Here is a 23,851-nt window from a genome sequence, read left to right on the forward strand (position 1 = left end):
CAATGTAGCCAGCACCAGCCAGCGAGGTGTGGTCACTTCCTCCCGAAGCGCGGCGAGGAGTCAGGCCAGCCCGAGCGCGGCGTAGCGTGCGACGTCGCACGGCTGGTCCGCGAGGATGCGGAAGAGCGCGGCCCGCAGCATCGCCTGCCGGTGGAGGCCGGATCGCCAGTCGTCGAGCGTGTCGGCGGGAGCGCCGAACCACAGGCCGGCGTCCAGGACGCACACCGCCTCCGCCCACAACGGCGAGCGCCAGGCGGGGGAGAGGTCGATGACGAACGGGGTGCCTGCCGCATCCAGCAGCACGTTGCCGGCGAGGTCGGCGTGGACGAGCTGCTCCCGGCCGAGGGAGGTGTCGTCCAGCTCAGCAGCCAGCGCGGCGACCAGGTCGCGATGACCCGGTTCGGACCGGGTGCGCGCGGCGCGGACCGCAGCGTCGGCGTCGTACGCCTGCCGCTCGGCGACAGCCCACCGGTCCGTGCGTGCGTCGAGGCCGTCGGGTCGCACCGGAACGGCGCCGGCGAGGCGGGCGTGCAGGAGGTGGGCGGTGGCCCGCAGTGTCGGCAGGTCGTGGCACGGGGTCGTGCCCGGCTCGAACCGGGTCGCGGCCCAGCCGTCGACGACCAGCCTGCCGTCGCGAGCCGGGACAGGCAGGGCGAGCCGGACGGAACGCGGCGCCTCCTCGTCGAGCCGGACCGCGAGCCGGGCCTGGACGGGGGCCAGCCAGCCGAGCTGCGTCGCGTCGCGACCGGGGGAGAGCACGAGGTCGCCGGCGCGCCAGCTGGTGCCCTGACCGCCCTCGAGCGGCTCGAGCAGCCCGTCGGCGGCGAACAGGTCCAGGACGTGGTCCGGCGGGCCATGGGTCATCGGCGGTAGACGACCTCGGCCGGACCGTTGCCGTGGGCGTAGCGGAGGACCAGCTCCGTACGTCCGGCACGCTCGCGCACCTCGAGCACGGGCTCGGACAGGGCGTTGCCGACGGCCATCTCCTGGTCCATCAGCCGATCGGGGCACTCGCCGTGCCACTCCGCGCGAGCGACGTGTGGTGCACCGCGCCACTCCAGCCAGCGTCCCTCCAGCACCCGGCAGCCGGTGCTCGCGGAGATCCGTCCACCGGTATCGCCGCCCTGCCCGAGGCGGACGAAGGGTCGCCGTCCGCGCTCCCACGTCGGCCGGTGGACGACACCCGCGTCGTCGGTCCACGCGGCGAGGACCCACCGCCGGTCGACCACGTCCGCGCGCGGCCACGGCTCCTGGAGGCGGAGCTCGAGGTGGTCGTCCGCCCCGGTCATGGTGAGCGTGTCCCCGTCCCGGGTGACCGTGTCGACCTCGGTCAGCGCGGAGAGGTACGCCGACTCGAGCGCCTCCGGCTCCTGGCCGCAGCCCATCAGGGTCCGTTCGATGCCCGAGCCGGGAACCTCGAACGAGTCGCCGTCGAGCTCGTAGTCGGCGCCGTAGTCGTTGCACGGCGCTTTGCCGCCCATGCCGTCGTCGTCGAAGGTCAGCGTGACGTGCGTGTCGGGCGTCACCACCAGCGGACCGTCGGCCGTCCGTCCGGACACGAGCAGCCACGTGCCGGCCAGGGCGGAGTCCGGGTCGCCGCTGTCCGGCTCGCCGATGCCGGCCGAGCACCCGGTCCCAGCCAAGGCGATCGCCAGCGCCACCACGCCGAGCCCCCGTCGTGCTCCCATGGAGGAAGTCTGGCGGCCGCGGGTCACGAGGGGGTCACGGCTCGCTCACGAGCAGCTCGGGTGGCGCTGTCGGTGGCCCCGTCTAGGCTCGACGCATGCGTCCGATCACCGATCTCCAGCGCCGGGTGGCGCCGTTCAAGGTCGTCTCCGACTACCAGCCGTCCGGTGACCAGCCGGCGGCGATCGAGGAGATCGTCGAGCGGATCAAGGGCGGCGAGAAGGACATCGTGCTGCTCGGCGCGACCGGCACGGGCAAGACGGCGACGATCGCGTGGGTGGCCGAGCAGCTCCAGCGTCCCGTCCTGGTGCTCCAGCCCAACAAGACCCTGGCCGCGCAGTTCGCCAACGAGCTGCGCCAGCTGTTCCCGGACAACGCCGTCGAATACTTCGTCTCCTACTACGACTACTACCAGCCCGAGGCCTACGTCCCCCAGACCGACACCTACATCGAGAAGGACTCCTCGATCAACGAGGAGGTCGAGAGGCTGCGCCACAGCGCCACCAACAGCCTGCTCACCCGCCGCGACACGATCGTGGTCTCGACGGTGTCCTGCATCTACGGCCTCGGCACCCCGCAGGAGTACGTCGACCGGATGCTGCGGCTCAAGGTCGGCGAGGAGCACGACCGCGACTCGGTGCTGCGTCGGCTGGTGGAGATCCAGTACACCCGCAACGACATGTCGTTCACCCGCGGCACGTTCCGGGTCCGCGGCGACACGCTGGAGATCTTCCCCGTCTACGAGGAGCTCGCCGTCCGGATCGAGTTCTTCGGCGACGAGATCGAGCGCCTGATGACGCTGCACCCGATCACGGGTGAGGTCATCTCCGAGGACCACGAGCTCCACGTCTTCCCCGCCACCCACTACGTCGCCGGCCCCGAGCGGATGGAGCGGGCCATCAGGGGCATCGAGCTCGAGCTGGACGACCAGCTCGCCGCCTTCGAGAAGCAGGGCAAGCTGCTCGAGGCCCAGCGCCTGCGGATGCGCACGACGTACGACGTCGAGATGATGCGGCAGGTCGGCTCCTGCTCCGGCATCGAGAACTACTCGATGCACATGGACGGCCGCACGCGCGGGAGCGCGCCCAACACCCTGCTCGACTACTTCCCCGAGGACTTCGTCCTCGTCGTCGACGAGTCGCACGTCGCCGTGCCGCAGATCGGCGGGATGTACGAAGGCGACATGTCGCGCAAGCGCAACCTGGTCGACCACGGCTTCCGGCTGCCGAGCGCGATGGACAACCGCCCCCTCAAGTTCGAGGAGTTCCTCGACCGGATCGGCCAGACCATCTACCTCTCGGCCACCCCGGGCAACTACGAGCTCGACAAGGCCGGCGGCATCGAGGGCACGGTCCAGCAGATCATCCGACCCACCGGCCTCATCGACCCCGAGGTGGTGGTCAAGCCCACCAAGGGCCAGATCGACGACCTGATCCACGAGATCCGCGATCGCTCCCAGAAGGGCGAGCGGGTGCTGGTCACGACGCTGACCAAGAAGATGTCCGAGGACCTCACCGACTACCTCCTCGACGCCGGCATCCGCACCCGCTACCTCCACTCCGAGGTCGACACCCTCAAGCGGATCGAGCTGCTGCGCGACCTGAGGCTCGGCGAGTACGACGTCCTCGTCGGCATCAACCTCCTCCGGGAGGGCCTCGACCTGCCCGAGGTGTCGCTGGTCGCCATCCTCGACGCCGACAAGGAGGGCTTCCTGCGCTCCGACAAGTCGCTGATCCAGACCATCGGCCGCGCGGCGCGCAACGTGTCCGGGCAGGTCCACATGTACGCCGACAAGATCACGCCGTCCATGGAGGCGGCCATCGGTGAGACCAACCGTCGCCGGGCGATCCAGGTCGCCTACAACACCGAGCGCGGCCTCGACCCGCAGCCGCTGCGCAAGAAGATCGCCGACATCACCGAGATGCTCGCCCGCGAGGACGAGACCACCCAGGAGCTGCTCAAGACCTGGGCCGACGTCGGCCAGAAGGGTCGCGCCGGTGGGGTGAAGGCCGGCAAGTCGCCGACCCCGGCCCTCTCCCGGATCCACGCCGAGGCGCCGGACACGGCCGGCATCCCGAGCAGCGACCTGGCCGAGCTGATCCAGGAGCTGACCAACCAGATGAAGGCGGCCGCCGGCGACCTGCAGTTCGAGGTCGCGGCCCGGCTCCGCGACGAGATCTCCGACCTCAAGAAGGAGCTGCGCCAGATGATGGAAGCGACGAAGTGAGGAACGAGCTCAGCCCTCGTCCTCGCGCTTCCTGAGCTCCTTGCGCTCCTTCTTCTCCAGGCGGCGCGTCTCCTCCTCGATGATCTCGTCCTTCTGCCAGGCCACCCGGCCCGCGTTGAGCCCGGTGCCCAGCATCACGAAGAGCGGCCACGGGAAGCCGACGGCGAACCCGCCGTCGTCGAAGCTGGTCGCGACCCAGATCACCCAGCAGATCAATGAGGCCGACAAGAAGCCCCAGACCGCCTGGCGGCGGGCCTGGACGTAGGCCCGTTCCGCTGCCTCCGGGATGCTGGAGCGCGGCGCCCGGGCGACCGGGAGGTCCGCGACGAGCGGCAGGAGGTCACCCAGGGTGCGGCTCGCGAGCGCGGCGTCGGAGCGCTCGCCGTACTCGGCGTGCGTGAGCCGCCCTTCCGCGAACGCGTCGGCGAGCACGCTCTCGATCACCCCACGGTCCCGGTCCGATGCGCGCATCGTCGCGTTGGCGGGGATCCGCGGGTCGTGGTCGAACTGGCTCCACACCTCGATGCCTGGCACTTCGCCATCGTAGGCGGGGCCCACCCCAGGGGAGGTAGGCGCTGGCCGGTCCGGGCCCGTGCTCGCTAGGTTCGCTCGCATGAGCACTCCCATCGACCTGGGTCGCCCGGTCTCCGGCGACGTCATCGACCTGATCCTCGAGGACCACCGCCGCTTCGAAGGGCTGCTGCGCGACCTGCGCGACAGCACCTCGGACCGCGACGCGGTGCGCCGGGCCCTCGCCGCGCTGCACGTGGCGCACGCCGAGGCCGAGGAGAAGCACGTCTACCCCCAGCTCCGCCGCAAGGACGCGATCAGCGAGCACGAGGCCGAGCACGGCGAGGAGGAGCACGCCGAGGGCCACGAGGCCATGCTGGCGGTGCTGGAGCTCAAGGGCACCGACACGCAGGCCTTCGACGACGCCGTCGAGGAGCTGGCGAAGGTCCTCAACCACCACCTGACCGAGGAGGAGCTCACCATCCTCAACCCCGCGCGGGAGGAGGTGCGCGAGAAGGTCCGCGCTGACCTCGGTGAGGCGTTCGCCACGGAGCGCAACGCCCAGCTCGACGCCGACTGCGGCAACATCGACAACGTACGTCGCATCGTGGAGGCTGCCGAACGTGAGGGTCTCCTTGACGACGAGGGGGAGGACTCCGAGGGCTGAGGCGGGAGGAAGGTGACGGCCGGGTGGACGTGACGCAGATGCAGGCCTTGTGCGCCGAGCTCCCCGGCGCCTGGCCCGACAACCCCTGGGACCACGACTACCCGGTCTTCAAGGTCGGCCCGAGGGAGCGCGGCAAGATCTTCGCGTTCCTCGGCGCGACGGGCGTCGGCGTGAAGGCCGGCGCGACCCGCGACGTCGCCGACGAGTGGCTGCACCGCTATCCCCATGACGCCACCGTGATGGCCTACATCGGCCGATCCGGTTGGAACGACCTCGCCTTCGGGGGAGCGATCCCCGACGAGGAGCTGGTGGAGGCGGTCGAGGAGTCCTACCGGCTGGTGGTCTCCAAGCTGCCGAAGAAGGACCGCCCGGAAGGACGCTGAGCTCTCACCGTCGCCGCATCATGGTGAGCCCGACCATCCGCGACACCACCATCGCGATGTAGAAGACGCCGGCCATCATCTCCACCATCACCAGCGACCTGGCGTGCAGGCCGACCGCCACGATGTCGGACAACCCGACGCTGGTGAGCGTGGAGAAGGACAGGTAGAGCAGCTCGAACCATTCCTGCTCCGAGCCGGCCGGGCTGGAGAACGAGTCCGGCCACACCACCTGCACGGCGGAGAAGGCGTAGGCGAAGCCCCATGCCACCACGGTGAACGCGGCGCCGGTGGCGTAGTACTCGTCCGTGGTGACCTCGTCGTCGTGGAAGAGGTAGCGCAGCATGGCGTAGGAGACGTAGAAGTAGAACGGACAGTGCAGGAGTCCCGACGTGAGGACAATCGCGTCGTGGTCGCGGAACACCGCCTCCAGCAGGGTCAGCACCATCGCCGGCGCACCGAGGATGAGCACCACGCGGCTCACCGTGGGCGTACGCCGCACCGCGAGGACGGCGGCCCCGACGGCCAGCATGCCGATCACGCCGAGGAAGGTGCGCCCGAGCGCTGATCCCTCGAGGAAGGGCCACGCCATCACCTGGACCATCTGGGCAGCGAGCAGCACGGCGGACGGGTGGGCCACCCATTGCTCGAGACGACGGTTCACGGTCACGAAGTCTAGGGATCGGGATATGGATGCGGATGTGCCGCGCGGAGACCGTGGGCTGGGCTAGGTTCGCCGCGTGGGCGTGCGTGGCAGCAGATGGGTGATCGGCGGCCTGGCAGTCGTGCTCGCCGCGCTGCTGGTCGCCATCGGTCTCGTCGCGACCTCGCGGGGCTCCGTCGACGACGACCTCAGCACGGCGCAGCGCGAGGTCGCGGAGGCGGCGCAGGCCCAGGCAGTGGCCTTCCTGACGGTCGACCACCGCGACATGGACGCGGTCATCGACGCGGTCCTCGAGGGCGCCACGGGCGAGTTCGCGGAGCAGTACGAGTCCCAGCGTGAGCGCCTGACCCGCGGTGCGGTCCGGACGGAGGCGAGCTCGACCGGGGAGGTCGTGGCCCTCGGTGTCGGCGACCTGGACGACGACTCGGCGACCGTCCTCGTCGCGGCCAACAGCACCGTCACCAACACGAGCACCGGCAGCGACGGCGAGGTCCGCTACTACCGCCTGCGGCTGGACATGGTCCGCGAGGGCGAGCGGTGGCTCACGAGCAACGTGCAGTTCGTGAGGTGACTGGCATGTCGACGCAGCGGCGGTTGATCGCGGGCCTCGGGGCGCTCGTGCTCGGGGCGGCCCTCATCCTCGGCTGGTTGGTCCTCAGGGCCGGCGACGACCCGGCCGCAGGGGTCTCGACGGCGGCGTCCACCGAGGCGACCGTGGCGTCGGGAGCGGTCAAGGACGACGTGCTCGAGGTGGCCTCGGACGCGGCCACCCGCGTCTACGGCTACTCGTGGGAGACCCTCGCCGAGGACAAGGCCGACGCCCGCGCCCTGCTGACCGGCGACATGCTCGACCAGTACGACCGGACGATGGCGGGGGTCGCCACCTCCAGCCGGCGCGACCACACCGTGGTCACCGCCTCGGTGGTGGGGGAGGCGCTGGTCCACGCCTCGTCGTCGTACGCCCGGGTGCTCGTGTTCGTCAACCAGAGCACGACCAGCGACGACCTCGAGGAGCCGCTCCTCAACCTCGATCGCGTGCTCGTCACGCTCGAGCGGGTCGACGACGAGTGGATGGTCAGCGAGCTCGACGCCTTGTGAGGAGCCCGCATGGACGCAAGGATCACGGCGTGGACGACGTGACGAGGGACCTGCTGATCATCGGAGCCGGCCCGACAGGGCTGTTCTCCGCCTACTACGCCGGGTTCCGGGGCATGAGCGTCGCCGTGGTCGACTCCCTGCCCGAGCTGGGCGGGCAGATCACCGCGATGTACCCCGAGAAGGCGATCCTCGACGTCGCCGGGTTCCCCAGCGTCAAGGGACGTGACCTGGTCGCCGGCCTGGTCGAGCAGGCGGCCACCGCCGACCCGACGTACCTGCTGGACCGCACCGCGACGACCCTCGAGCACCACGACGACCACGTGGTGGTCACCCTCGACGACGACACGAGGGTGCGGGCCGGAGCAGTGCTCATCACCTCGGGCATCGGGAAGTTCAGCCCGCGTCCGCTGCCGGCCGGCGACGGCTGGGTGGGCCGCGGCATGGAGTTCTTCGTGCCGAGCTTCGCGCCGTACGCCGGCAAGGACGTGGTGATCGTCGGCGGCGGGGACAGTGCCTTCGACTGGGCCCAGCACCTCGAGCCGATCGCGGCCTCGGTGACGCTGGTGCACCGCCGCGAGGCGTTCCGCGCCCACGAGCGCACCGTCGAGGCCGTCAAGGACTCCAGCGTCGAGATCATCACGAGTGCCCAGGTGACCGCACTGCGCGGCGAGGCCCACCTGGAGGAGGTCGAGGTCAGCGTCGACGGCCAGGAGCCCCGGACGCTGCCGGCCCAGGCGCTGGTGGCCGCACTCGGCTTCATCGCCGATCTCGGCGCCATCCAGCAGTGGGGACTGGTCACCGAGAAGCGCCACGTGGTCGTCGACTCCGCGATGCGCACCAACCTGCCGCGGGTCTTCGCGGCCGGCGACATCACCGACTACCCGGGCAAGGTCCGGCTGATCGCCGTGGGCTTCGGGGAGGCCGCGACCGCGGTCAACAACGCCGCGGTCGCCATCGACCCCTCCGCCCACGTCTTCCCCGGGCACTCCAGCGAGGGGTGAGGGCGGAGGGCCCTACCGGCCAGTAGGCATAATGAAGGCCCATCGAGCGCGACGCGAAAGGCTGACACGTGCGCATCGCCATGCTGTCCTACCGGAGCAAGCCCCACTGCGGCGGCCAGGGAGTCTACATCCGGCACCTGAGCCGGGAGCTCGTACGCCTGGGCCACGAGGTCGAGGTGTTCTCCGGACAGCCCTACCCCGAGCTCGACCAAGGCGTCCGTCTGACCAAGGTGCCCAGTCTCGACCTCTACCGCGAGCCCGACCCGTTCCGGGTGCCGCACCTGCGTGAGTTCCGCGACCGGATCGACGTCGAGGAGTTCCTCACCATGTGCACGGCCGGCTTCCCCGAGCCGAAGACGTTCTCCTCTCGCATCTCCCGCCTGATGAAGGACCGGGCCGCCGACTTCGACATCGCCCACGACAACCAGGTCCTGGGCACCGGGATCATGGAGCTCGAGTCCTACGGCCTGCCCGTGGTCGCGACCATCCACCACCCGATCACCATGGACCGCCAGATCGACCTGGCCACCGCCCCGACCTGGCGCAAGCGGCTGACGCTGCGCCGGTGGTACGGCTTCCTGCGGATGCAGACCAAGGTCGCCAAGCGCCTGCGCCGGGTGCTGGTGCCCTCGGAGTCCTCGGCGCGCGACGTCGCGCGCGACTTCGGGGTGGACCCGGCTCGGATCCGGACCATCCTGCTCGGCGTCGACGACGTCTTCGCGCCGCCGGTCGAGCCGCGGGTGCCGGGCCGGATCCTCGCGATGGCGAGTGCCGACGCCCCGATGAAGGGCATCGCGACCCTGCTCGAGGCCTTCGCCAAGCTCAGCGTCGAGCGCGACGTGTCGCTGGTGCTCGTGACCCGGCCCGAGCCGGGCGGACGCACCGAGCAGCTGATCGACCAGCTCTCCATCACTGACCGGGTCACCTTCGTCAGCGGCGTCAGCGACGAGGAGCTCGTCGAAGTGATGGGGTCCGCGGAGGTGGCCTGCGTGCCCTCCCTCTACGAGGGCTTCTCACTTCCGACCGCGGAGCTGATGGCCTGCGCGACGCCCCTGGTCGTCTCGCGCGCCGGAGCGATCCCTGAGGTCGTCGGACCCGACGGGCAGTGCGCCGACCTGGTCACTCCGGGGGACGTCGGCGAGCTGGAGGCCGCGATCGCCGCGCTGCTCGACGACCCCGAGCGTCGTACGGCCATGGGGGCGGCGGGCCGCGCCCGGGTGCAGGAGCTGTTCAGCTGGCGGGCCGTGGCCGAGGCCACCGCTGCCGCCTACGAGGAGACGATCGCCGACTTCCGCAAGGAACAGGGCAGGCGAGAGCAGGAGGAGCCGCCGTGCTGACCGTTGACTTCGACCGGCTCGGACTCCGTCCGGGCGAGCGCGTGCTCGACATGGGCTGCGGGGCGGGCCGGCACGCCTTCGAGATGTACAAGCGTGGCGCGGACGTCATCGCCTTCGACCAGGACGCCGACGAGCTGGCGACGGTGCGCGAGTGGTTCGCCGCGATGCGCGACGCGGGCGAGGTCCCGGCGGGCGCGGAGGCCGACGTCAAGGAGGGTGACGCCCTGGCCCTGCCGTTCGCCGACGGCGAGTTCGACCGGATCGTGGCGGCCGAGGTGCTCGAGCACATCCACGCCGACGTCGACGCCATCAAGGAGCTGGTCCGCGTGCTCCGCCCGGGCGGCACCCTGGCGATCTCCGTGCCGCGGTGGCTGCCCGAGATCGTCAACTGGAAGCTCTCCGACGACTACCACAACGCCGAGGGCGGCCACGTCCGGATCTACACGGCCGAGGAGCTCGTCGACAAGGTCACCAAGGCGGGCCGGTCCAACGACGGGACCCCCGGCGACGCGATGGTCTTCACCGGCAAGGACTACGCCCACGGCCTGCACTCGCCCTACTGGTGGATCAAGTGCGCGGTGGGCGTCACCAACGACGACCACCCGCTCGCCAAGGCCTACCACAAGCTCCTGGTCTGGGAGATCATGAAGAACCCCCGGGCGCTCCGGGCCGCCGGCAGGGTGCTCGACCCGCTGATCGGCAAGAGCATGGTCCTCTACTTCACCAAGCCCATGACGACGCCGGACGCCTCCCTCGCATGACCACCCGTCGGGCGCTGGGCGACATCCTCACCCGGGCCGAGGTCGAGCAGACCGCCGGCACGATCGTGGCCATGCAGGAGGCGTCGGGGGCGATCCCGTGGACCACCGGCGAGCACACCGACGTGTGGAACCACGTCGAGTCGGCGATGGCGCTCATGGTCGGTGACCAGCGGGAGGCCGCCGAGCGGGCCTATGCCTGGGTCCGCGACACCCAGCGGCCCGACGGGTCGTGGCCGATGAAGATCGTCGCCGGCGAGGTCGAGGACAACTCCGGTGAGTCCAACATGTCGGCGTACGTCGCCGTCGGCGTCTGGCACCACTGGCTGGTGGCCCGCGACGAGGCGTTCGTGCACCGGATGTGGCCGACCGTGCGCCGCGCGCTCGACCACGTCGTCTCCCTCCAGCTGCCCTTCGGTGGCATCGCCTGGTCGCAGGAGTGGCGCGACGGGCGTCCGGCCCGGGTCAACGAGGAGGCGCTGCTCGCGGGCTCGTCGAGCATCTACCACTCGCTGCGCGCCGGAGTGGCGCTCGCCGAGCTGATGGGGGAGCCGCAGGTCGACTGGGAGCTCGCCGGCGGGCGGCTGGGTCACGCCCTGCGCGAGCACCGCGAGCTCTTCCTCGACAAGTCCACCTTCTCGATGGACTGGTACTACCCCGTCCTGGGCGGCGCGGTCCGCGGCGAGGCCGCGCGCGCACTGATCGCCGAGCGGTGGGACACCTTCGTCGAGCCCGGGCTGGGCATCCGCTGCGTCTCCACCAACCCGTGGGTGACCGGCGCGGAGACCTGCGAGCTGGTGCTGGCGCTCGAGGCGATCGGCGACCGCGAGCGGGCGCTGCAGCTCCTCGCCGACATGCAGCACCTGCGCACCGACGAGGGCGCCTACTTCACCGGCTACGTCTGGCCCGACGAGGCCAACTGGCCGGCCGAGCACACGACCTACACGGCCGCGGCGGTCATCCTCGCGGTCGACGCCTTGTCCGACGCCACGCCGGGTGCGGACATCATGCGCGGCACCACGCTCGCCCCGGACTTCGCCGAGATCGGCCTCGAGTGCGGGTGTCGGCGAGAGGCGGGCTCAGGCGAGCGGGTCGCCGGCGCCACCCGTCGTACGGCGTAGCACCCGCATCGAGCCCAGCGCCTCGACCTCGGTGAAGGACCCGCTGGCGAGGGCCGGGAGGTAGATGTCCTCGTACGGCGGTCGCCCCCCGTCCGCGGGGTCGGGGAAGACGTCGTGGACGACCAGCAGCCCGTCCGCCATGACCCAGTGCGCCCAGCCCCGGAAGTCGGTGCGGGCCGGCTCGACGCCGTGGCCGCCGTCGATGAAGAGCAGGGACAGCGGCGTGCGCCACCAGCGGCTCACCGTGCCGGAGCGGCCGACGACCGCGACAACGTGCTCCTCCAGCCCGGCGTCGGCGATGGTGCGCCGGAAGGTGGGCAGCGTGTCCATCAGCCCGAGCTCGGGGTCGACCAAGCTGTCGTCGTGGTGCTCCCACCCGGCCTGGTTCTCCTCCGAACCGCGGTGGTGGTCGACCGTGAAGACGGTGCCACCGACCTCGCGGGCGGCGCCACCGAGCCAGATCGCCGACCTCCCGCAGTAGGTGCCGACCTCCAGGACCGGGCCGTGTGCCAGCTGCACGCGGGCCCACCGGTGCAGCAGCGCGCCCTCGTCCTCGGGCATGAAGCCCTTCGCGGAGCGGGCGTGGACGAGGAGGTCCGGCGGCATCCGGACTGACGTCGGGTCGGGGGGAAGCACGAGCGCAGACTAGTCCTTGGGTCGGGTGGGCCTGCAGCGGTCACACTGCTCGGCTCCGCTACGTCGGGAGGGTGAGGGGCCGGAACGACGGCCCAACGAGCAGCTGAGGAGCAGCCATGAGCAACCACTCGATCGTCATCCCCGTGAAGGACCTCGCCGCCGCGACGTCGTTCTACTCGACCGCCTTCGGCGTCGAGCCGCACACCGACACCCCCTACTACGTCGGCTTCAACGTCGGCGGTCAGGAGATCGGGCTCAACCCCAACGTCCAGGTCACGAAGATGACCGGACCGGTCGTCTACTGGGACACCGACGACCTCGACGCCAAGGTGGCGGAGGTCCAGGCGGCAGGCGGCACCGTCGTCCGGCCCGTGTCCCAGGTCGGCGGCGGCACGTCGCTCGCGCTGCTGACCGACCCGGCGGGCAACCAGGTCGGCTTCATCTCCACCAGCGGCTGACGCCGAGCGTCCTCAGGTGCCTGTCTCCACGAGGTCCTCGGGCTCGACCCCGCTGTCGGCCTCGAGGCCGTGGCGCCAGGTGTTCCAGTGCCAGGTCAGGTAGCGGTCGACGGCGCGGACCGCGTGCGCGCTCCGGATCGAGTGGAAGACGTCGAAAGCGTGCTGGGCGCCGGGCAGCTCGGCGTACACCACCGACTTGTGCGACGTGCGCCGCAGCTCCGCGACGAACAGCCGCGCCTGGTCGACGGCCACGAGCGTGTCGAGCTCGCCGTGGATGACGAAGAAGTCGGGGGCGTCGGGGGTGATGCGGAGGATGGGCGAGGCGGCCTCGTAGAGGTCAGGCGTGTCTGCCCACGTCGTCTGCATCACCCTCGGGCCCAGGAAGGTGTCGCGCATCCCGATCGCGTTGGTCAGCCCGGTCGACCCCGCGAAGTCGTAGACGCCGTAGAACGGGACGGCCGCCTGCACGCTGGTGTCCGCGTCCTCGAAGCCCGGCTGGAACTCGGGGTCACCCGCGGTCAGCGCGGCCAGCGCGGTCAGGTGCCCGCCGGCCGAGCCACCCGTGATCACGACGTAGTCGGGGTCGCCGCCGTAGTCGGCGATGTTGTCCTTGACCCAGGCGATGGCGCGCTTGACGTCGACGATGTGGGCCGGCCAGGCGTCGCGCGGGGCGAGGCGGTAGTTGATCGCCACGCACACCCAGCCCTTGGCGGCCATCTGGTTCATCAACGGTCGTCCCTGGTGCTCCTTCTGGCCGACCGTCCAGGCGCCGCCGTGCACCTGCAGCAGGACCGGGGCTTCCTTGATCGCGTCCTCCCCGGCCGGGAGGTAGATGTCGAGGTGGCCGCGCCGGCCGGCCTCGGAGTAGGGGAGGTTGCTGATCACGCGCACGCCGTCGTCGGCGAAGCTGAAGGGTCGGGCCAGGCGCCGCCATGGCGTGGCCAGGTCGGCGGGGTCGGGCACCTGGTCGAGCTGCTCGACGTAGTCGACCCCCAGACCGTCGACCAGTGCATCCTCGAAGCCGTCTCCGACCTGGCGGCTCTGCTGGATGATGCGGGCCAGGCCCAGCGCGCTGGCACCCGCGAGCGCGAGGCCGGCCTTGGCCCGAAGTCCCCCTCGGCGCCCGCGGGTGAGGTGCGTCGCCGCGTCCAACGCCGTCAGCGCGAGCATCTGGGGGGCGGTCTCGCCGAACAGCCAGCCGGCGACGAAGGCGGGGACACCCGCCCGCGCACCCCGCGGTGGACGCAGGGCGTTGACGGTCAGGGCAGCGAGGACGCTCTGGCGACGTAGGAAGCTCACCGGCCAAACCTACTCGCCAGTACCACCTGCCGCGGAGAGGTCCGGGCTGCGGACGTCAGCTCGCCGGACGCAGGTTCGCGGCCAGGAACTCGAGCACCGCATCGACCGCTACCTGCTGCCGGTGCGTGGTGACCGTCGAGTGGCCCCTCCCCTCGAGCTCCACCCGGACGAAGGCGTCGCCGAGCTCGGTGGTGAGGGTGCCGAAGCGCCTCCCCACGGCCGGGTCCGAGCGGTAGCGCAGGCCGAGCACCTGCTGCCCGGCGGCGCATCGTCCCTTCACGATGTCGAGGTCGCCGGGGGAGAGGTTGAGGTCGCGCGACCTCCCGGGCGTCACCGCGAACGGTGCGCTGGGCTGGCACAGGACGGGCGCCGTGACGGAGGGGTCGACCATCATCGCCAGTGCGAAGCCGCCGGTGAAGCACATGCCCAGGGCGCCCACCCCGCGGCCCCCGACCTCCTCGTGGAGCTCGCGGGCCAGCGAGCGGAGCCATCCGGCGACCGGGGTGGTCACGCCGCTGCGGAGCTTGGTGAACTCCTTGCTGACGCACACCTGCCGCAGCACCCTCGCCGTCGAGCGGGCCGTCATCGGCGCCCCGTCGGTGCCGAAGAGGCTCGGCATCACGACGGTGTAGCCCGCGTCCACCAGCTCGTGCGCGAACGCCGCGACCTCGGGGGTGATGCCCGGGATCTCGTGGACCACGACCACCGCGGGCCCGCTGCCTCTCCGGTACGTCCCATGGCTGACGCCGTCGTACGTGTGGGAGCCGCGGGTCCACCCGGCCGGGAAAGTCATGGGCGCAGTGTGACGCACCTGCGCCACGTCGGCCCAGGTCCGGCTCAGGTCGGGCTCAGAAGGTGTAGCCGAACGCCTCGAGGTCGGCGGCGTACACCTCCGTGACCTTGTCGCGAGCGGCGTCGGAGTAGTAGTCGCGGTAGCTGCCGTGGGGCGACTTGTTGCGGTGGGGCACCCGCGCCGGCTCGCCGCCGAGGCGGCGCTCGACCTCCTCGAGGTCGACCGCGAAGGTCTCGGTGCGGCCGACGAAGTCCACCTCACGACCCGGCGCCCGCAGGTAGTCGATCTGCGGGCGCCCGACCCGCGGCAGCTCCTCGGTCCCGCGCAGCACGAACTCCTCGAAGCCCGAGTACGCCGCCGCTGCCCGCCACATGTCGTTGCCGCGCATGCGGGTGGCGCGCTCGCCCTGTGGCCGCCCGCTCGAGGGTCCCCACTCCCGGTCCCAGTCCTGGATCATCGACCACCACGACACCATCCGGGCCCACGGGTTGCGGACGAACGCGAAGGACCAGTAGTCGGCCGTCTGCGGCTCGGCGCGGAGGATGCGCTCGTACGGCGCGTGCCGGCCCAGCGGTGGGGAGACGCCCGGCGCCTTGCTCCGCGCGTCCGGGCAGCAGCGCCTGAAGGTCACCCCGACCGACACCCCGCCCGTCTTGGGCACGTGCACGAAGAGTGCGCGTCTGGCGTCGGAGATCAGCACGGGCGCGAGGCTAGCCCACGCCCGCCCTGCTGGCGGAGCCCGTGGGTGGACGATGGGGGATGATCGGTGGGTGATGACGTTCCTCGGGCGCGGTCCCGGCCGCGACTTCGTGCTGCTCGCGCTGCCGAAGACCGCGAGCACCTCGCTGGAGCGCACGCTGTCGCCCTACGCCACTGAGGTGGTCAGCTCGCCCCCGGCCCGCAAGCACCTCCCCGCGCGGGGGTTCGTGCACACCAAGGCGCACGAGCTGGCCGAGCAGGGGCACCCGCGCGAGTCGTACGAGCTGGTCACGATGTTCCGCGAGCCGATCGCGTGGCTGGAGTCCTGGTGGCGCTACCGCGCGCGTGACGACAGCCGCCGGTCGACGGCCGACATGTCGTTCGAGGAGTTCGCGCTGCACTACCTGGCAGGCGACGACGGCGCACCGGTCCCGAAGGGTCGTCCGGCGAGGTTCATCCAGGCCCAGGGGGCGGTGGCTGTGGACCGTGTGTTCAGTGTCGAGCGCCCCGGCGTCTGGACGGCGTGGTTCAGCGAACGGGTCGGCGAGCCCCTGCTGTTCGAGCGCCGCAATGCCTCCGCCGTCGAGCGCGGCGAGCTCAGCGCCTCGACCCGGGAGGGGCTGGTGGCGCTCTTCGCACCGGAGTACGAGGTGTGGCACCGGCTCGCCGACACGGGCGAGTGGTCAGGTGCTCGGGGCACCCGGCTCGCCGGCCTGGCGGAGGAGCTCGATCAGTAGCGGTAGCCGAACAGCTCGATGTCCTCGGCGTAGACCTCGGCCACGCGCTGGCGCGTCTCGTCGGTGAAGTAGTCGTGGTAGGTGCCGTGCCGGGACTTGTTCTTGTGCACCGGGACGCTCGGCTCCAGGCCCAGCTGGACCTGGACCCGCTGCAGGTCCTCGACGAAGTTCTCGGTGCGGCCGATGAAGTCGACCTCGCGGCCGAGCCTGGGGGCGCGCAGGTAGGTGATCTGCGGAGTGCCGACACGGGGGAGCTCCTCGGTGCCGCGCATCACGAACTCGTCGAACCCGGAGTAGGCCGCCGCCGCGCGCCACATCTCGTTGCCGTCGCGCATCGAGTTGTGCTTGACGTCCTGGGGCTTGCCGCTGGACGGCCCGTGCCGGCGGTCCCACGCCGTGATCATCGAGTACCACGAGACCATCCGGGCCCAGGGGTTGCGCACGAACCCGAACATCCAGTAGTCGGCGACCTGCGGCTCGTGCTTGAGGATCTTGCCGAGCGTGGCGTGCCGTCCGAGCGCGGGACGCGCCTTGCGAGCGTCCGGGCAGGCCTCCTTCACCGTCTCCTCGACCGATACGCCACCGGTCTTGGGGACATGGACGAAGAGGACCTGCCGAGAGTCGGAGATGAGCACGCGCCGAGGCTATCCCACGCTCACAGGGGCGCCGGACCACCGACCGGCACGCGGTGATGCCGCCGGAATGCCCGTTCTGCTGACGGCGTGGGTCTAGACCAGTTACGGTGATTTCGCAAGGAAGATCGAAGGAACAGTCAAGACGTACAGGTTTCACTCAGGTCTCTCTCCCGGAGCCCGTAGCGTCTGTCGAGCCATCGTGGGGATGGCATCAACGCCACCAGTGGGGGTCTCCCGTGTCTCAGTTCAACCGCCGTACGCTCGTGCGCGGCGCCGCGTGGAGCATCCCCGTCGTGGCCGTCGCCGCGCACTCGCCGGCGTTCGCGACGTCGCTCGCGGCGCCGCAGCCGTCGGGTGTCACCGCCTGCAAGCAGCCCGGTGGCCCCAACGGTCCCAACTGCCAGGGCTACCGGATGACGCTCAACTTGACGATCCAGCCCGGCGACACCTGGACGATCGACTTCACCGAGCTGCGGAATGACGGCACGGACGTCATGGCAACGGCGAGCCAGACCACCTTCCTCGCGGTGTCCTCGACGTCGTCCGTCCTCACCTTCGCGCTCTGCGGAAACTCCAGCCCGAGCCACTTCGGCCTCACCCTTCGTTACAGCGCGACCAACGACCGCACTGGTGAGACCACGACGAACCTCGGGGGCACGTTCGCTCTCAGCGGCATCAAGAACTGCTGAAAGCCGAACGCCGCCTAGCATCGGCGCGGTGACCGCGCTTCGCCCCACCGGCTACCACCCCGCCACCAAGGCTCTGCACTGGCTGACCGTGCTGGCCCTTGCGACGCAGTTCGCGGTGGGCTACCAGATGGACGCCAACGACTCTGGTCGCGGCCGGGGCCGCGGCGAGAGCGGACGGGGTCGTGGCCGCGGTGGTGAGTCGGGCGGCTACCTCGACGATCCCGACATCCTGCTCAAGGTCCATGTCGCCCTGGGTCTGACCATCCTGGGCCTCGCGGTCGCCCGTGTGGGGTGGCGTCGGGTCGCCGGGCTGCCGCCGTGGGCCGAGCAGCTCAGGCCGACCCAGCGGCGGGTGGCCACGTGGACGGAGCGGGTCCTGCTCATGACGCTGTTCGTCATCCCGCTCAGCGGCCTTGCCCTCGTGGCCGCGGGCGACGACGACCTGGTCTGGCTGCACGTCACCGGGCACGTCCTGTTCCTCGCCGCGCTCCTGGCCCATCTCGGGCTGGTGGCGTGGCGCGGGCTCCTGCCCCGGATGCTGCCCGCGACCTGACTCCCGCCTCGGTCAGCCCTCGAGCGGCCAGCCGCGCCGCACCCAGCCGATGGTGCCACCCGCGACGTTGACAGCAGGGAGCCCCTGGGCGCGCAGGTGGTCGACGACCTGGCGGCTGCGCGAGCCCACGGCGCAGATGACGAAGAACGGGGTGTCGCGGGGCAGCTCGGCGATCCGGCCGGGCACGTCGTTCATGGGGATGTGCACCGCCCCGGGGACGCGTCCGCCGGCCACCTCGTCGGCCTCGCGGACGTCGACGACGTACGCGCCCCGGCTGTGGGCCGCGGCGAAGTCGTCGAGCCCGACCTCGTCCTGCGGGCCGTTGGCGGCGGCTTCCTGGGCCGCCTGCACCTCCTGGCGCACGGCGTCCATGTCGAGCTCGCGGGCCTGCGTGATCACCTCGCCGAGGGCCTGCGGCGGGAGCGCGCCCGCCTGGTTGAAGAGCAGGATCCCGTCGCGGAAGAGCATCAGGGTCGGGATCGAGCTGATCGCGGCCATCTGGGCCAGCTGCTGCTCGGCCTCCGTGTCGACCTTGGCGAAGACGATGTCGGGGTTGTCCTCCGACGCCTTCTCGAAGACCGGGGCGAACTGGCGGCACGGGCCGCACCACGCAGCCCAGAAGTCGACGAGGACGATGCCCTCGCCGCTCACGGTCTGCTCGAAGTCGGCCAGGGTCAGCTCGCGGGTGCTCATGCCTCAAGCCTGCCACGGCCCAGGAGCCGGCTCACGTCGGCCGGGTCACCACCCGCGGGCGCGCCACTCGCCGAGATGAGGTCGTTCGGCGCCGAGTGTCGAGTCGTTGCCGTGACCGGGGTAGAACCACGTCTCGTCGGCCAGGCGGTCGAAGACCTTGGCCTCGAGGTCGTCCATGATGGACGTGAAGTCCTCAGGGCTCGTCGTCCGGCCGGGGCCCCCGGGGAAGAGCGAGTCGCCGGTGAACAGGTGGGGCGTCGGCGAGGCGACCGGGTCGTCGAGCAGCAGCACGATCGACCCGGGCGTGTGTCCGGCGACGGGGATGACGTGGAGGTCGCAGGTGCCGACGGCGACCTTGTCGCCCTCCCGGACGCGGCGGTCGACGCTCACGCCGGTCTGCTCGGTGATCGGGTCGGCGTCGGGCTCGCCCGCCACCACGGTCGCTGCGGGGTGCACGGCCTTGACCGCGGCCAGCCCCCGGTGGTGGTCCCAGTGCTGGTGCGTCGTGACGATCGAGGTCAGCGACCGGTCGCCGATCAGCTCGAGCAGCCGCTCCGGTTCGGCGGCGGCGTCGATCAGCACCACCTCGTCGGTCTCGCCGCAGTGCAGGAGGTAGCAGTTGTTGGACATGTCGGGGTCGACGGCGACCTTGGTGAGGGTCAGGCAGCCGAGGCTGCGGACGTCGGGGTCCCCACCGGGGGAGACGTCCCCGGTGTAGCTGTCGCTGCGGTCGGTCACCACGACTCCACCTCCGGGAGGGCTCCTGTGTCGGACGTGAGGCCCTCACCCGTACCCCGCCCGGTCAGCCACCAGCCGAGCGCCGACGACGTACCGCTGACGACGGGACCGCCGCCGCCCTCGCCGTAGTGCCAGGTCCGGTCGAGGTCGGTGGGCCGGACGCTGAACGGTGCGGGATAGGGGCGCTTGGTCATGGACTCCAGCAGGACCACCCGGAAGTCCTCGGGCCAGTCGTCGGCCGAGTAGCCGGCGTCGAGGTCGGCGTGGTGGATCTCCACCTCGCGTAGCCGCATCAGCACCACGTTGCCGAGCGCGAAGTCCGGTCCGTCGGGTGTGCGCTCGAAGCGCCCCTCCCAGTCGCTCTCGCTCATCGCCTCGAGCGCATGGCCGAACTGCCCGGTGGCGGCGAGGAAGCGCTCGCGCAGCTCAGCGGGCTGGGCCGTGGCGAGCTCGGCGATGTCGGTGTCGCGCGCCTCGGGCGAGGCGTACATCGGCCGGGGCCGTCCGAGGTGCGCGCCGTGCAGGACCCCGGCCAGCCCCTCGGCGTTGAGCGTGAGGTGGGCGACCACGTGCCCGCGGGTCCAGCCCGGGAGTTGGGAGGGCTCGGCATACTCGTGGTCGGAGAGGGCGTCGACCGTGCGGACGAGCGCTTGATCGGCTCGGGTGATCATGTCCGGGTCAGGTCGCAGAACGTCGGTCACGAACTCATCGTGCCACCCACCCCCGCGGGTGATCGATGGACCCGCTGTCGGTGCCGCGTGAGAGGGTGGAACGGCGCGTCGGGTTGACCCCGACTGACCACCGAGGCGAACATGTGTTCGACTCCGACATGACGCCAGAACGAGGACCACTGTGGCCGACCAGCTCATCATCCGGGGCGCCCGCGAGCACAACCTCAAGGACGTCTCGCTCGACCTCCCGCGTGACTCGCTCATCGTCTTCACGGGCCTGTCGGGATCGGGAAAGTCCAGCCTGGCCTTCGACACCATCTTCGCCGAGGGCCAGCGTCGCTACGTCGAGTCGCTCAGCGCCTACGCCCGCCAGTTCCTGGGCCAGATGGACAAGCCGGACGTCGACTTCATCGAGGGCCTGAGCCCCGCGGTCAGCATCGACCAGAAGTCGACCTCGAAGAACCCTCGCTCGACCGTGGGCACGATCACCGAGGTCTACGACTACCTCCGCCTGCTCTACGCCCGCGCCGGCCGCGCCCACTGCCCGACGTGCGGTGCCCCGATCGAGCGGCAGACTCCGCAGCAGATCGTCGACCGCATCCTCGCGTTGGAGGAGGGCCGCCGCTTCCAGGTGCTGGCGCCGGTGATCCGCGGGCGCAAGGGCGAGTACGTCGAGCTGTTCCGCCAGCTCCAGCAGCAGGGCTTCAGCCGCGCTCGGGTCGACGGCCAGACGCACTCCCTCGACGAGCCGCCGGTGCTCGACAAGAAGCTCAAGCACACCATCGAGGTTGTCGTCGACCGCCTCGCGGTGAAGGACTCCTCCAAGCGTCGCCTCACCGACTCGGTCGAGACAGCTCTCGGGCTGGCCGGCGGGCTGGTCGTGTTCGACTTCGTCGATCTCGACGCCAAGGATCCCGGCCGCGAGATGAAGTTCTCCGAGAAGATGGCGTGCCCCAACGACCACACCATCGACACCGACGACCTCGAGCCGCGGTCGTTCTCCTTCAACTCCCCGTTCGGCGCCTGCACCGTCTGCTCGGGCCTCGGCACGAGGATGGAGGTCGACCCGGAGCTGGTCGTCCCCGACACCGGCGCCACGCTCGGGGAGGGCGCGATCGCGCCGTGGAGCGGCGCGCACGTCGCCGACTACTTCCTGCGCCTGGTCAACGCGCTGGGGGAGGAGCTCGGCTTCGACCTCAACACCCCCTGGGACCAGCTCACGCCCAAGGCGCGCACGTCCCTGCTCGAGGGCCACAAGACCAAGGTCCACGTCGTCACCAAGAACCGCTACGGCCGCCAGCGCGCCTACTACGCCGCCTTCGAGGGCGTCCGCCCCTACGTCGAGCGCCGCCACCGCGAGGCCGAGTCCGACACCAGCCGCGAGCGCTTCGAGGGCTTCATGCGCGAGGTGCCGTGCCCCGCGTGCCAGGGCACCCGTCTCAAGCCGGTGTCGGTGTCGGTGACCTTGGGCGCCAAGGACGAGGGCGGCAAGAACATCGCCGAGGTCTGCGCGCTGCCGATCAACGAGGCCGCCCACTACCTCCGCACCGTCGACCTGTCCGTCCGCGAGCGCCAGATCGGCGAGCGGGTGCTCAAGGAGATCCAGGAGCGGCTGCAGTTCCTGCTCGACGTCGGCCTCGACTACCTCTCCCTGGACCGGCCGAGCGGCTCGTTGTCCGGCGGGGAGGCGCAGCGCATCCGGCTCGCGACCCAGATCGGCGCCGGCCTCGTCGGTGTGCTCTACGTCCTCGACGAGCCATCGATCGGACTCCACCAGCGCGACAACCAGCGCCTGATCGAGACCCTGGTCCGGCTCAAGGACCTCGGCAACACCTTGATCGTCGTCGAGCACGACGAGGAGACCGTGCGCATGGCCGACTGGGTCGTCGACATCGGCCCGGGTGCCGGCGAGCACGGCGGCCAGGTGGTCCACTCCGGGTCCGTCGAGGACCTGCTCAAGCACCCCGACTCGATGACAGGCCAATACCTCAGCGGCCGCCGCGAGATCCCGGTCCCCGCCGTACGCCGCCCGCGCACAGTGGGTCGCGAGCTCACCGTGCACGGCGCCCGTGAGCACAACCTCCGCGACGTCGACGTCAGCTTCCCGCTCGGCGTCTTCACCGCCGTCACGGGCGTCTCCGGCTCCGGCAAGTCCACGCTGGTCAACGACATCCTCTACACCTCGCTCGCCAAGCAGATCTACAACGCGCGCACGGTTCCCGGCCGGCACACCAAGATCACCGGCCTCGAGCACGTCGACAAGGTGATCCACGTCGACCAGTCGCCGATCGGCCGCACCCCGCGGTCCAACCCGGCGACCTACACCGGCGTCTTCGACCACATCCGCAAGCTCTTCGCCTCCACGCCCGAGGCGAAGATGCGCGGCTACCTGCAGGGCCGGTTCTCGTTCAACGTCAAGGGCGGGCGCTGCGAGGCCTGCTCCGGTGACGGCACGCTCAAGATCGAGATGAACTTCCTCCCGGACGTCTACGTCCCGTGCGAGGTCTGCCACGGGGCCCGCTACAACCGCGAGACGCTCGAGGTCCACTACAAGGGCAAGACCATCGCCGAGGTCCTCGACATGCCGATCGAGGAGGCCGCCGACTTCTTCGCCGCGGTCCCCGCGATCGCGCGCCACATGAACACGCTGGGCGAGGTGGGCCTCGGCTACGTCCGTCTCGGGCAGCCGGCCACGACGCTGTCCGGTGGTGAGGCCCAACGCGTCAAGCTGGCCAGCGAGCTGCAGAAGCGCTCGACCGGCCGCACCGTCTACGTCCTCGACGAGCCGACCACCGGCCTGCACTTCGAGGACATCCGCAAGCTCCTCCACGTCCTGTCCGGGCTCGTCGACAAGGGCAACACGGTCCTGGTGATCGAGCACAACCTCGACGTCATCAAGACCGCCGACTGGCTCATCGACATGGGCCCCGAGGGCGGTTCGCGGGGCGGCCTGGTCGTCGCCGAGGGGACCCCGGAAGACGTCGCGGCGGTCCCGGAGAGCCACACCGGCACCTTCCTGCGGCCGATCCTCGAAGGACGAGGCGCCCGGCAACCCGGAGCACCGCGACGGGCCCAGGCCGTGGCGGCGAAGTCGACGCCTGCGCGGAAGACGTCCACGAGCGCCGCCAAGAAGTCGGCAGCCAAGAAGTCGGCAGCCAAGAAGTCGGCGGCCAAGAAGTCGGCGGCCAAGAAGACGGCAGCCAAGACAGCGCCCGCGAGCAAGAGGTCGGCTTCCTAGGCTCAGCGTTCCTACAGGTGGGCTGGCTACTCTCTGGCGACATGACCGCCATCAACAGACGTCGTGCCCTGTCCGGTTCCGCCGCCGTCGCTCTCGGCCTCCCCGTCCTCGCTGCGTGCGGCGACGACGCGGACCCGACGGCCGCCGACACCGTGTCCTCGAGCAGCCCTGACGCCGAGACCCCGTCGCCCAGCGATGAGGAGGCCGGCTCGGGCGGCGGAGAGGTGCTCGCCAGCACGGCCGACGTACCGGTGGGGGGATGCTTCGTGGTGTCCGCAGCCAAGGTGGTGGTGACCCAACCGACGGAGGGTGACTTCAAGGCCTTCTCCGCCATCTGCACCCACCAGGGCTGTCCGGTGGAGAGCAGCTCGGACGGCGAGATCCCGTGCCCGTGCCACGGCAGCCGGTTCTCCCTCGAGGACGGCTCGGCGCTGTCCGGACCGGCCACCGCAGGCCTGGAGCCGGTGACGATCACGGTGGACGGGGACTCGATCTCGCGGGTGTGACGTTTGAGAACGCCCAGATGAGACACAATGCTCCCGAGACGCCCTGACGGGGGGCGA

At 70.9% G+C, this 23,851-nt stretch carries 27 protein-coding genes; 15 read left to right on the forward strand and 12 right to left on the reverse strand.

All coding sequences use genetic code 11. The features are described from left to right. Positions 1 to 60 precede the first annotated feature (60 nt). Both J3P44_RS16110 and J3P44_RS16115 read right to left on the reverse strand, forming a co-directional pair. The gene (locus J3P44_RS16110) at positions 61 to 864 is read right to left on the reverse strand and encodes an aminoglycoside phosphotransferase/kinase family protein (RefSeq protein ID WP_255891447.1); all 804 of its coding nucleotides are present in this window, start codon (positions 862 to 864) and stop codon (positions 61 to 63) included. Next, on the reverse strand, positions 861 to 1,688 hold the full coding sequence (locus tag J3P44_RS16115) for an META domain-containing protein (RefSeq protein ID WP_255891448.1): 828 nt from the start codon (positions 1,686 to 1,688) through the stop codon (positions 861 to 863). Before J3P44_RS16115 ends, J3P44_RS16110 begins: the two co-directional genes overlap by 4 nt. Positions 1,689 to 1,783: 95 nt before the next feature. On the opposite strand from J3P44_RS16115, the gene uvrB reads away from it, so the two are divergent. After that, on the forward strand, positions 1,784 to 3,913 hold the full coding sequence (gene uvrB, locus J3P44_RS16120; protein ID WP_255891449.1) for an excinuclease ABC subunit UvrB: 2,130 nt from the start codon (positions 1,784 to 1,786) through the stop codon (positions 3,911 to 3,913). Positions 3,914 to 3,922: 9 nt separating this feature from the next. Here the strand turns inward: uvrB and J3P44_RS16125 are convergent, their stop codons facing one another. Further along, positions 3,923 to 4,447 carry a DUF1707 SHOCT-like domain-containing protein gene (locus J3P44_RS16125; protein ID WP_255891450.1) on the reverse strand — a complete coding sequence of 175 codons (525 nt, stop codon included), beginning with the start codon at positions 4,445 to 4,447 and terminating at the stop codon, positions 3,923 to 3,925. A 79-nt stretch (positions 4,448 to 4,526) separates the two neighbouring features. On the opposite strand from J3P44_RS16125, the gene J3P44_RS16130 reads away from it, so the two are divergent. Beyond that, entirely contained in the window at positions 4,527 to 5,090 is a 564-nt protein-coding gene (locus J3P44_RS16130; RefSeq protein ID WP_255891451.1) for a hemerythrin domain-containing protein, read from the forward strand. A gap of 23 nt (positions 5,091 to 5,113) precedes the next feature. After that, positions 5,114 to 5,473 carry an MmcQ/YjbR family DNA-binding protein gene (locus tag J3P44_RS16135; RefSeq protein ID WP_255891452.1) on the forward strand — a complete coding sequence of 120 codons (360 nt, stop codon included), beginning with the start codon at positions 5,114 to 5,116 and terminating at the stop codon, positions 5,471 to 5,473. Positions 5,474 to 5,477: 4 nt separating this feature from the next. On the opposite strand, the gene J3P44_RS16140 is transcribed toward J3P44_RS16135, so the two are convergent. Continuing rightward, entirely contained in the window at positions 5,478 to 6,134 is a 657-nt protein-coding gene (locus tag J3P44_RS16140) for an ion channel (RefSeq protein ID WP_255891453.1), read from the reverse strand. 76 nt (positions 6,135 to 6,210) lie between these two features. Between J3P44_RS16140 and J3P44_RS16145 the strand changes: the two genes are divergently transcribed. The 6 genes from J3P44_RS16145 (at position 6,211) to J3P44_RS16170 (ending at position 11,449) form a co-directional block, all read left to right on the forward strand. Then, entirely contained in the window at positions 6,211 to 6,705 is a 495-nt protein-coding gene (locus J3P44_RS16145) for an Rv1363c family protein (protein WP_255891454.1), read from the forward strand. A 5-nt stretch (positions 6,706 to 6,710) separates the two neighbouring features. Further along, on the forward strand, positions 6,711 to 7,232 hold the full coding sequence (locus J3P44_RS16150; RefSeq protein WP_255891455.1) for a hypothetical protein: 522 nt from the start codon (positions 6,711 to 6,713) through the stop codon (positions 7,230 to 7,232). 29 nt (positions 7,233 to 7,261) lie between these two features. Then, the gene (locus tag J3P44_RS16155) at positions 7,262 to 8,233 is read left to right on the forward strand and encodes an NAD(P)/FAD-dependent oxidoreductase (RefSeq protein WP_255891456.1); all 972 of its coding nucleotides are present in this window, start codon (positions 7,262 to 7,264) and stop codon (positions 8,231 to 8,233) included. Between the two features lie 68 nt (positions 8,234 to 8,301). Next, a complete protein-coding gene (locus J3P44_RS16160) occupies positions 8,302 to 9,570 on the forward strand; it encodes a glycosyltransferase family 4 protein (RefSeq protein ID WP_255891457.1) in 1,269 nt (422 codons plus the stop codon). Further along, entirely contained in the window at positions 9,564 to 10,331 is a 768-nt protein-coding gene (locus J3P44_RS16165) for a class I SAM-dependent methyltransferase (RefSeq protein ID WP_255891458.1), read from the forward strand. The genes J3P44_RS16160 and J3P44_RS16165 overlap by 7 nt, the downstream gene beginning before the upstream one ends. After that, positions 10,328 to 11,449 (forward strand): prenyltransferase, encoded by a 1,122-nt coding sequence (locus tag J3P44_RS16170; RefSeq protein ID WP_255891459.1) that lies wholly within the window; start codon positions 10,328 to 10,330, stop codon positions 11,447 to 11,449. Before J3P44_RS16165 ends, J3P44_RS16170 begins: the two co-directional genes overlap by 4 nt. Here the strand turns inward: J3P44_RS16170 and J3P44_RS16175 are convergent. Beyond that, complete coding sequence (locus J3P44_RS16175) at positions 11,408 to 12,085, reverse strand: class I SAM-dependent methyltransferase (protein ID WP_255891460.1); 678 nt, start codon at positions 12,083 to 12,085, stop codon at positions 11,408 to 11,410. The genes J3P44_RS16170 and J3P44_RS16175 overlap by 42 nt on opposite strands. 116 nt (positions 12,086 to 12,201) lie before the next feature. On the opposite strand from J3P44_RS16175, the gene J3P44_RS16180 reads away from it, so the two are divergent. Continuing rightward, on the forward strand, positions 12,202 to 12,543 hold the full coding sequence (locus J3P44_RS16180; RefSeq protein WP_255891461.1) for a VOC family protein: 342 nt from the start codon (positions 12,202 to 12,204) through the stop codon (positions 12,541 to 12,543). A 12-nt stretch (positions 12,544 to 12,555) separates the two neighbouring features. Here the strand turns inward: J3P44_RS16180 and J3P44_RS16185 are convergent, their stop codons facing one another. From J3P44_RS16185 to J3P44_RS16195, 3 genes are read right to left on the reverse strand one after another with little or no spacing between them, the layout of a single operon-like run. Next, positions 12,556 to 13,842, reverse strand: coding sequence for an alpha/beta hydrolase fold domain-containing protein (locus J3P44_RS16185; RefSeq protein ID WP_255891462.1), 1,287 nt, complete (start codon positions 13,840 to 13,842; stop codon positions 12,556 to 12,558). 55 nt (positions 13,843 to 13,897) lie between these two features. Then, on the reverse strand, positions 13,898 to 14,635 hold the full coding sequence (locus tag J3P44_RS16190) for a dienelactone hydrolase family protein (RefSeq protein WP_255891463.1): 738 nt from the start codon (positions 14,633 to 14,635) through the stop codon (positions 13,898 to 13,900). A 55-nt stretch (positions 14,636 to 14,690) separates the two neighbouring features. Continuing rightward, positions 14,691 to 15,335 (reverse strand): sulfotransferase family 2 domain-containing protein, encoded by a 645-nt coding sequence (locus tag J3P44_RS16195; protein ID WP_255891464.1) that lies wholly within the window; start codon positions 15,333 to 15,335, stop codon positions 14,691 to 14,693. Between the two features lie 70 nt (positions 15,336 to 15,405). Between J3P44_RS16195 and J3P44_RS16200 the strand changes: the two genes are divergently transcribed. Next, positions 15,406 to 16,071 (forward strand): sulfotransferase family protein, encoded by a 666-nt coding sequence (locus J3P44_RS16200; RefSeq protein WP_255891465.1) that lies wholly within the window; start codon positions 15,406 to 15,408, stop codon positions 16,069 to 16,071. Here the strand turns inward: J3P44_RS16200 and J3P44_RS16205 are convergent. Then, the gene (locus tag J3P44_RS16205; protein WP_255891466.1) at positions 16,065 to 16,706 is read right to left on the reverse strand and encodes a sulfotransferase family 2 domain-containing protein; all 642 of its coding nucleotides are present in this window, start codon (positions 16,704 to 16,706) and stop codon (positions 16,065 to 16,067) included. The genes J3P44_RS16200 and J3P44_RS16205 overlap by 7 nt on opposite strands. Positions 16,707 to 16,942: 236 nt before the next feature. On the opposite strand from J3P44_RS16205, the gene J3P44_RS25575 reads away from it, so the two are divergent. Together J3P44_RS25575 and J3P44_RS16215 are read left to right on the forward strand one after the other, a co-directional pair. Next, complete coding sequence (locus J3P44_RS25575) at positions 16,943 to 17,395, forward strand: hypothetical protein (RefSeq protein ID WP_255891467.1); 453 nt, start codon at positions 16,943 to 16,945, stop codon at positions 17,393 to 17,395. Positions 17,396 to 17,423: 28 nt separating this feature from the next. After that, a complete protein-coding gene (locus J3P44_RS16215) occupies positions 17,424 to 17,948 on the forward strand; it encodes a cytochrome b (protein ID WP_255891468.1) in 525 nt (174 codons plus the stop codon). A gap of 12 nt (positions 17,949 to 17,960) precedes the next feature. Here the strand turns inward: J3P44_RS16215 and trxA are convergent, their stop codons facing one another. The 3 genes from trxA to J3P44_RS16235 are packed head-to-tail and all read right to left on the reverse strand — an operon-like array spanning position 17,961 to position 20,080. Beyond that, positions 17,961 to 18,641, reverse strand: a complete 681-nt coding sequence (trxA, locus tag J3P44_RS25580) for a thioredoxin (protein ID WP_308212276.1) — start codon at positions 18,639 to 18,641, stop codon at positions 17,961 to 17,963. A 45-nt stretch (positions 18,642 to 18,686) separates the two neighbouring features. Continuing rightward, complete coding sequence (locus J3P44_RS16230) at positions 18,687 to 19,379, reverse strand: MBL fold metallo-hydrolase (protein ID WP_255891469.1); 693 nt, start codon at positions 19,377 to 19,379, stop codon at positions 18,687 to 18,689. After that, positions 19,376 to 20,080 carry a maleylpyruvate isomerase family mycothiol-dependent enzyme gene (locus J3P44_RS16235; RefSeq protein WP_255891470.1) on the reverse strand — a complete coding sequence of 235 codons (705 nt, stop codon included), beginning with the start codon at positions 20,078 to 20,080 and terminating at the stop codon, positions 19,376 to 19,378. Before J3P44_RS16235 ends, J3P44_RS16230 begins: the two co-directional genes overlap by 4 nt. Before the next feature lie 151 nt (positions 20,081 to 20,231). On the opposite strand from J3P44_RS16235, the gene uvrA reads away from it, so the two are divergent. Both uvrA and J3P44_RS16245 read left to right on the forward strand, forming a co-directional pair. Next, on the forward strand, positions 20,232 to 23,288 hold the full coding sequence (gene uvrA, locus J3P44_RS16240; protein ID WP_255891471.1) for an excinuclease ABC subunit UvrA: 3,057 nt from the start codon (positions 20,232 to 20,234) through the stop codon (positions 23,286 to 23,288). Positions 23,289 to 23,329: 41 nt separating this feature from the next. After that, positions 23,330 to 23,794 (forward strand): Rieske (2Fe-2S) protein, encoded by a 465-nt coding sequence (locus tag J3P44_RS16245; RefSeq protein ID WP_255891472.1) that lies wholly within the window; start codon positions 23,330 to 23,332, stop codon positions 23,792 to 23,794. Positions 23,795 to 23,851 lie beyond the last annotated feature (57 nt).

The sequence above is a fragment of the Nocardioides astragali genome (assembly GCF_024436375.1).
Taxonomy (GTDB): Bacteria; Actinomycetota; Actinomycetes; order Propionibacteriales; family Nocardioidaceae; genus Nocardioides; species Nocardioides astragali.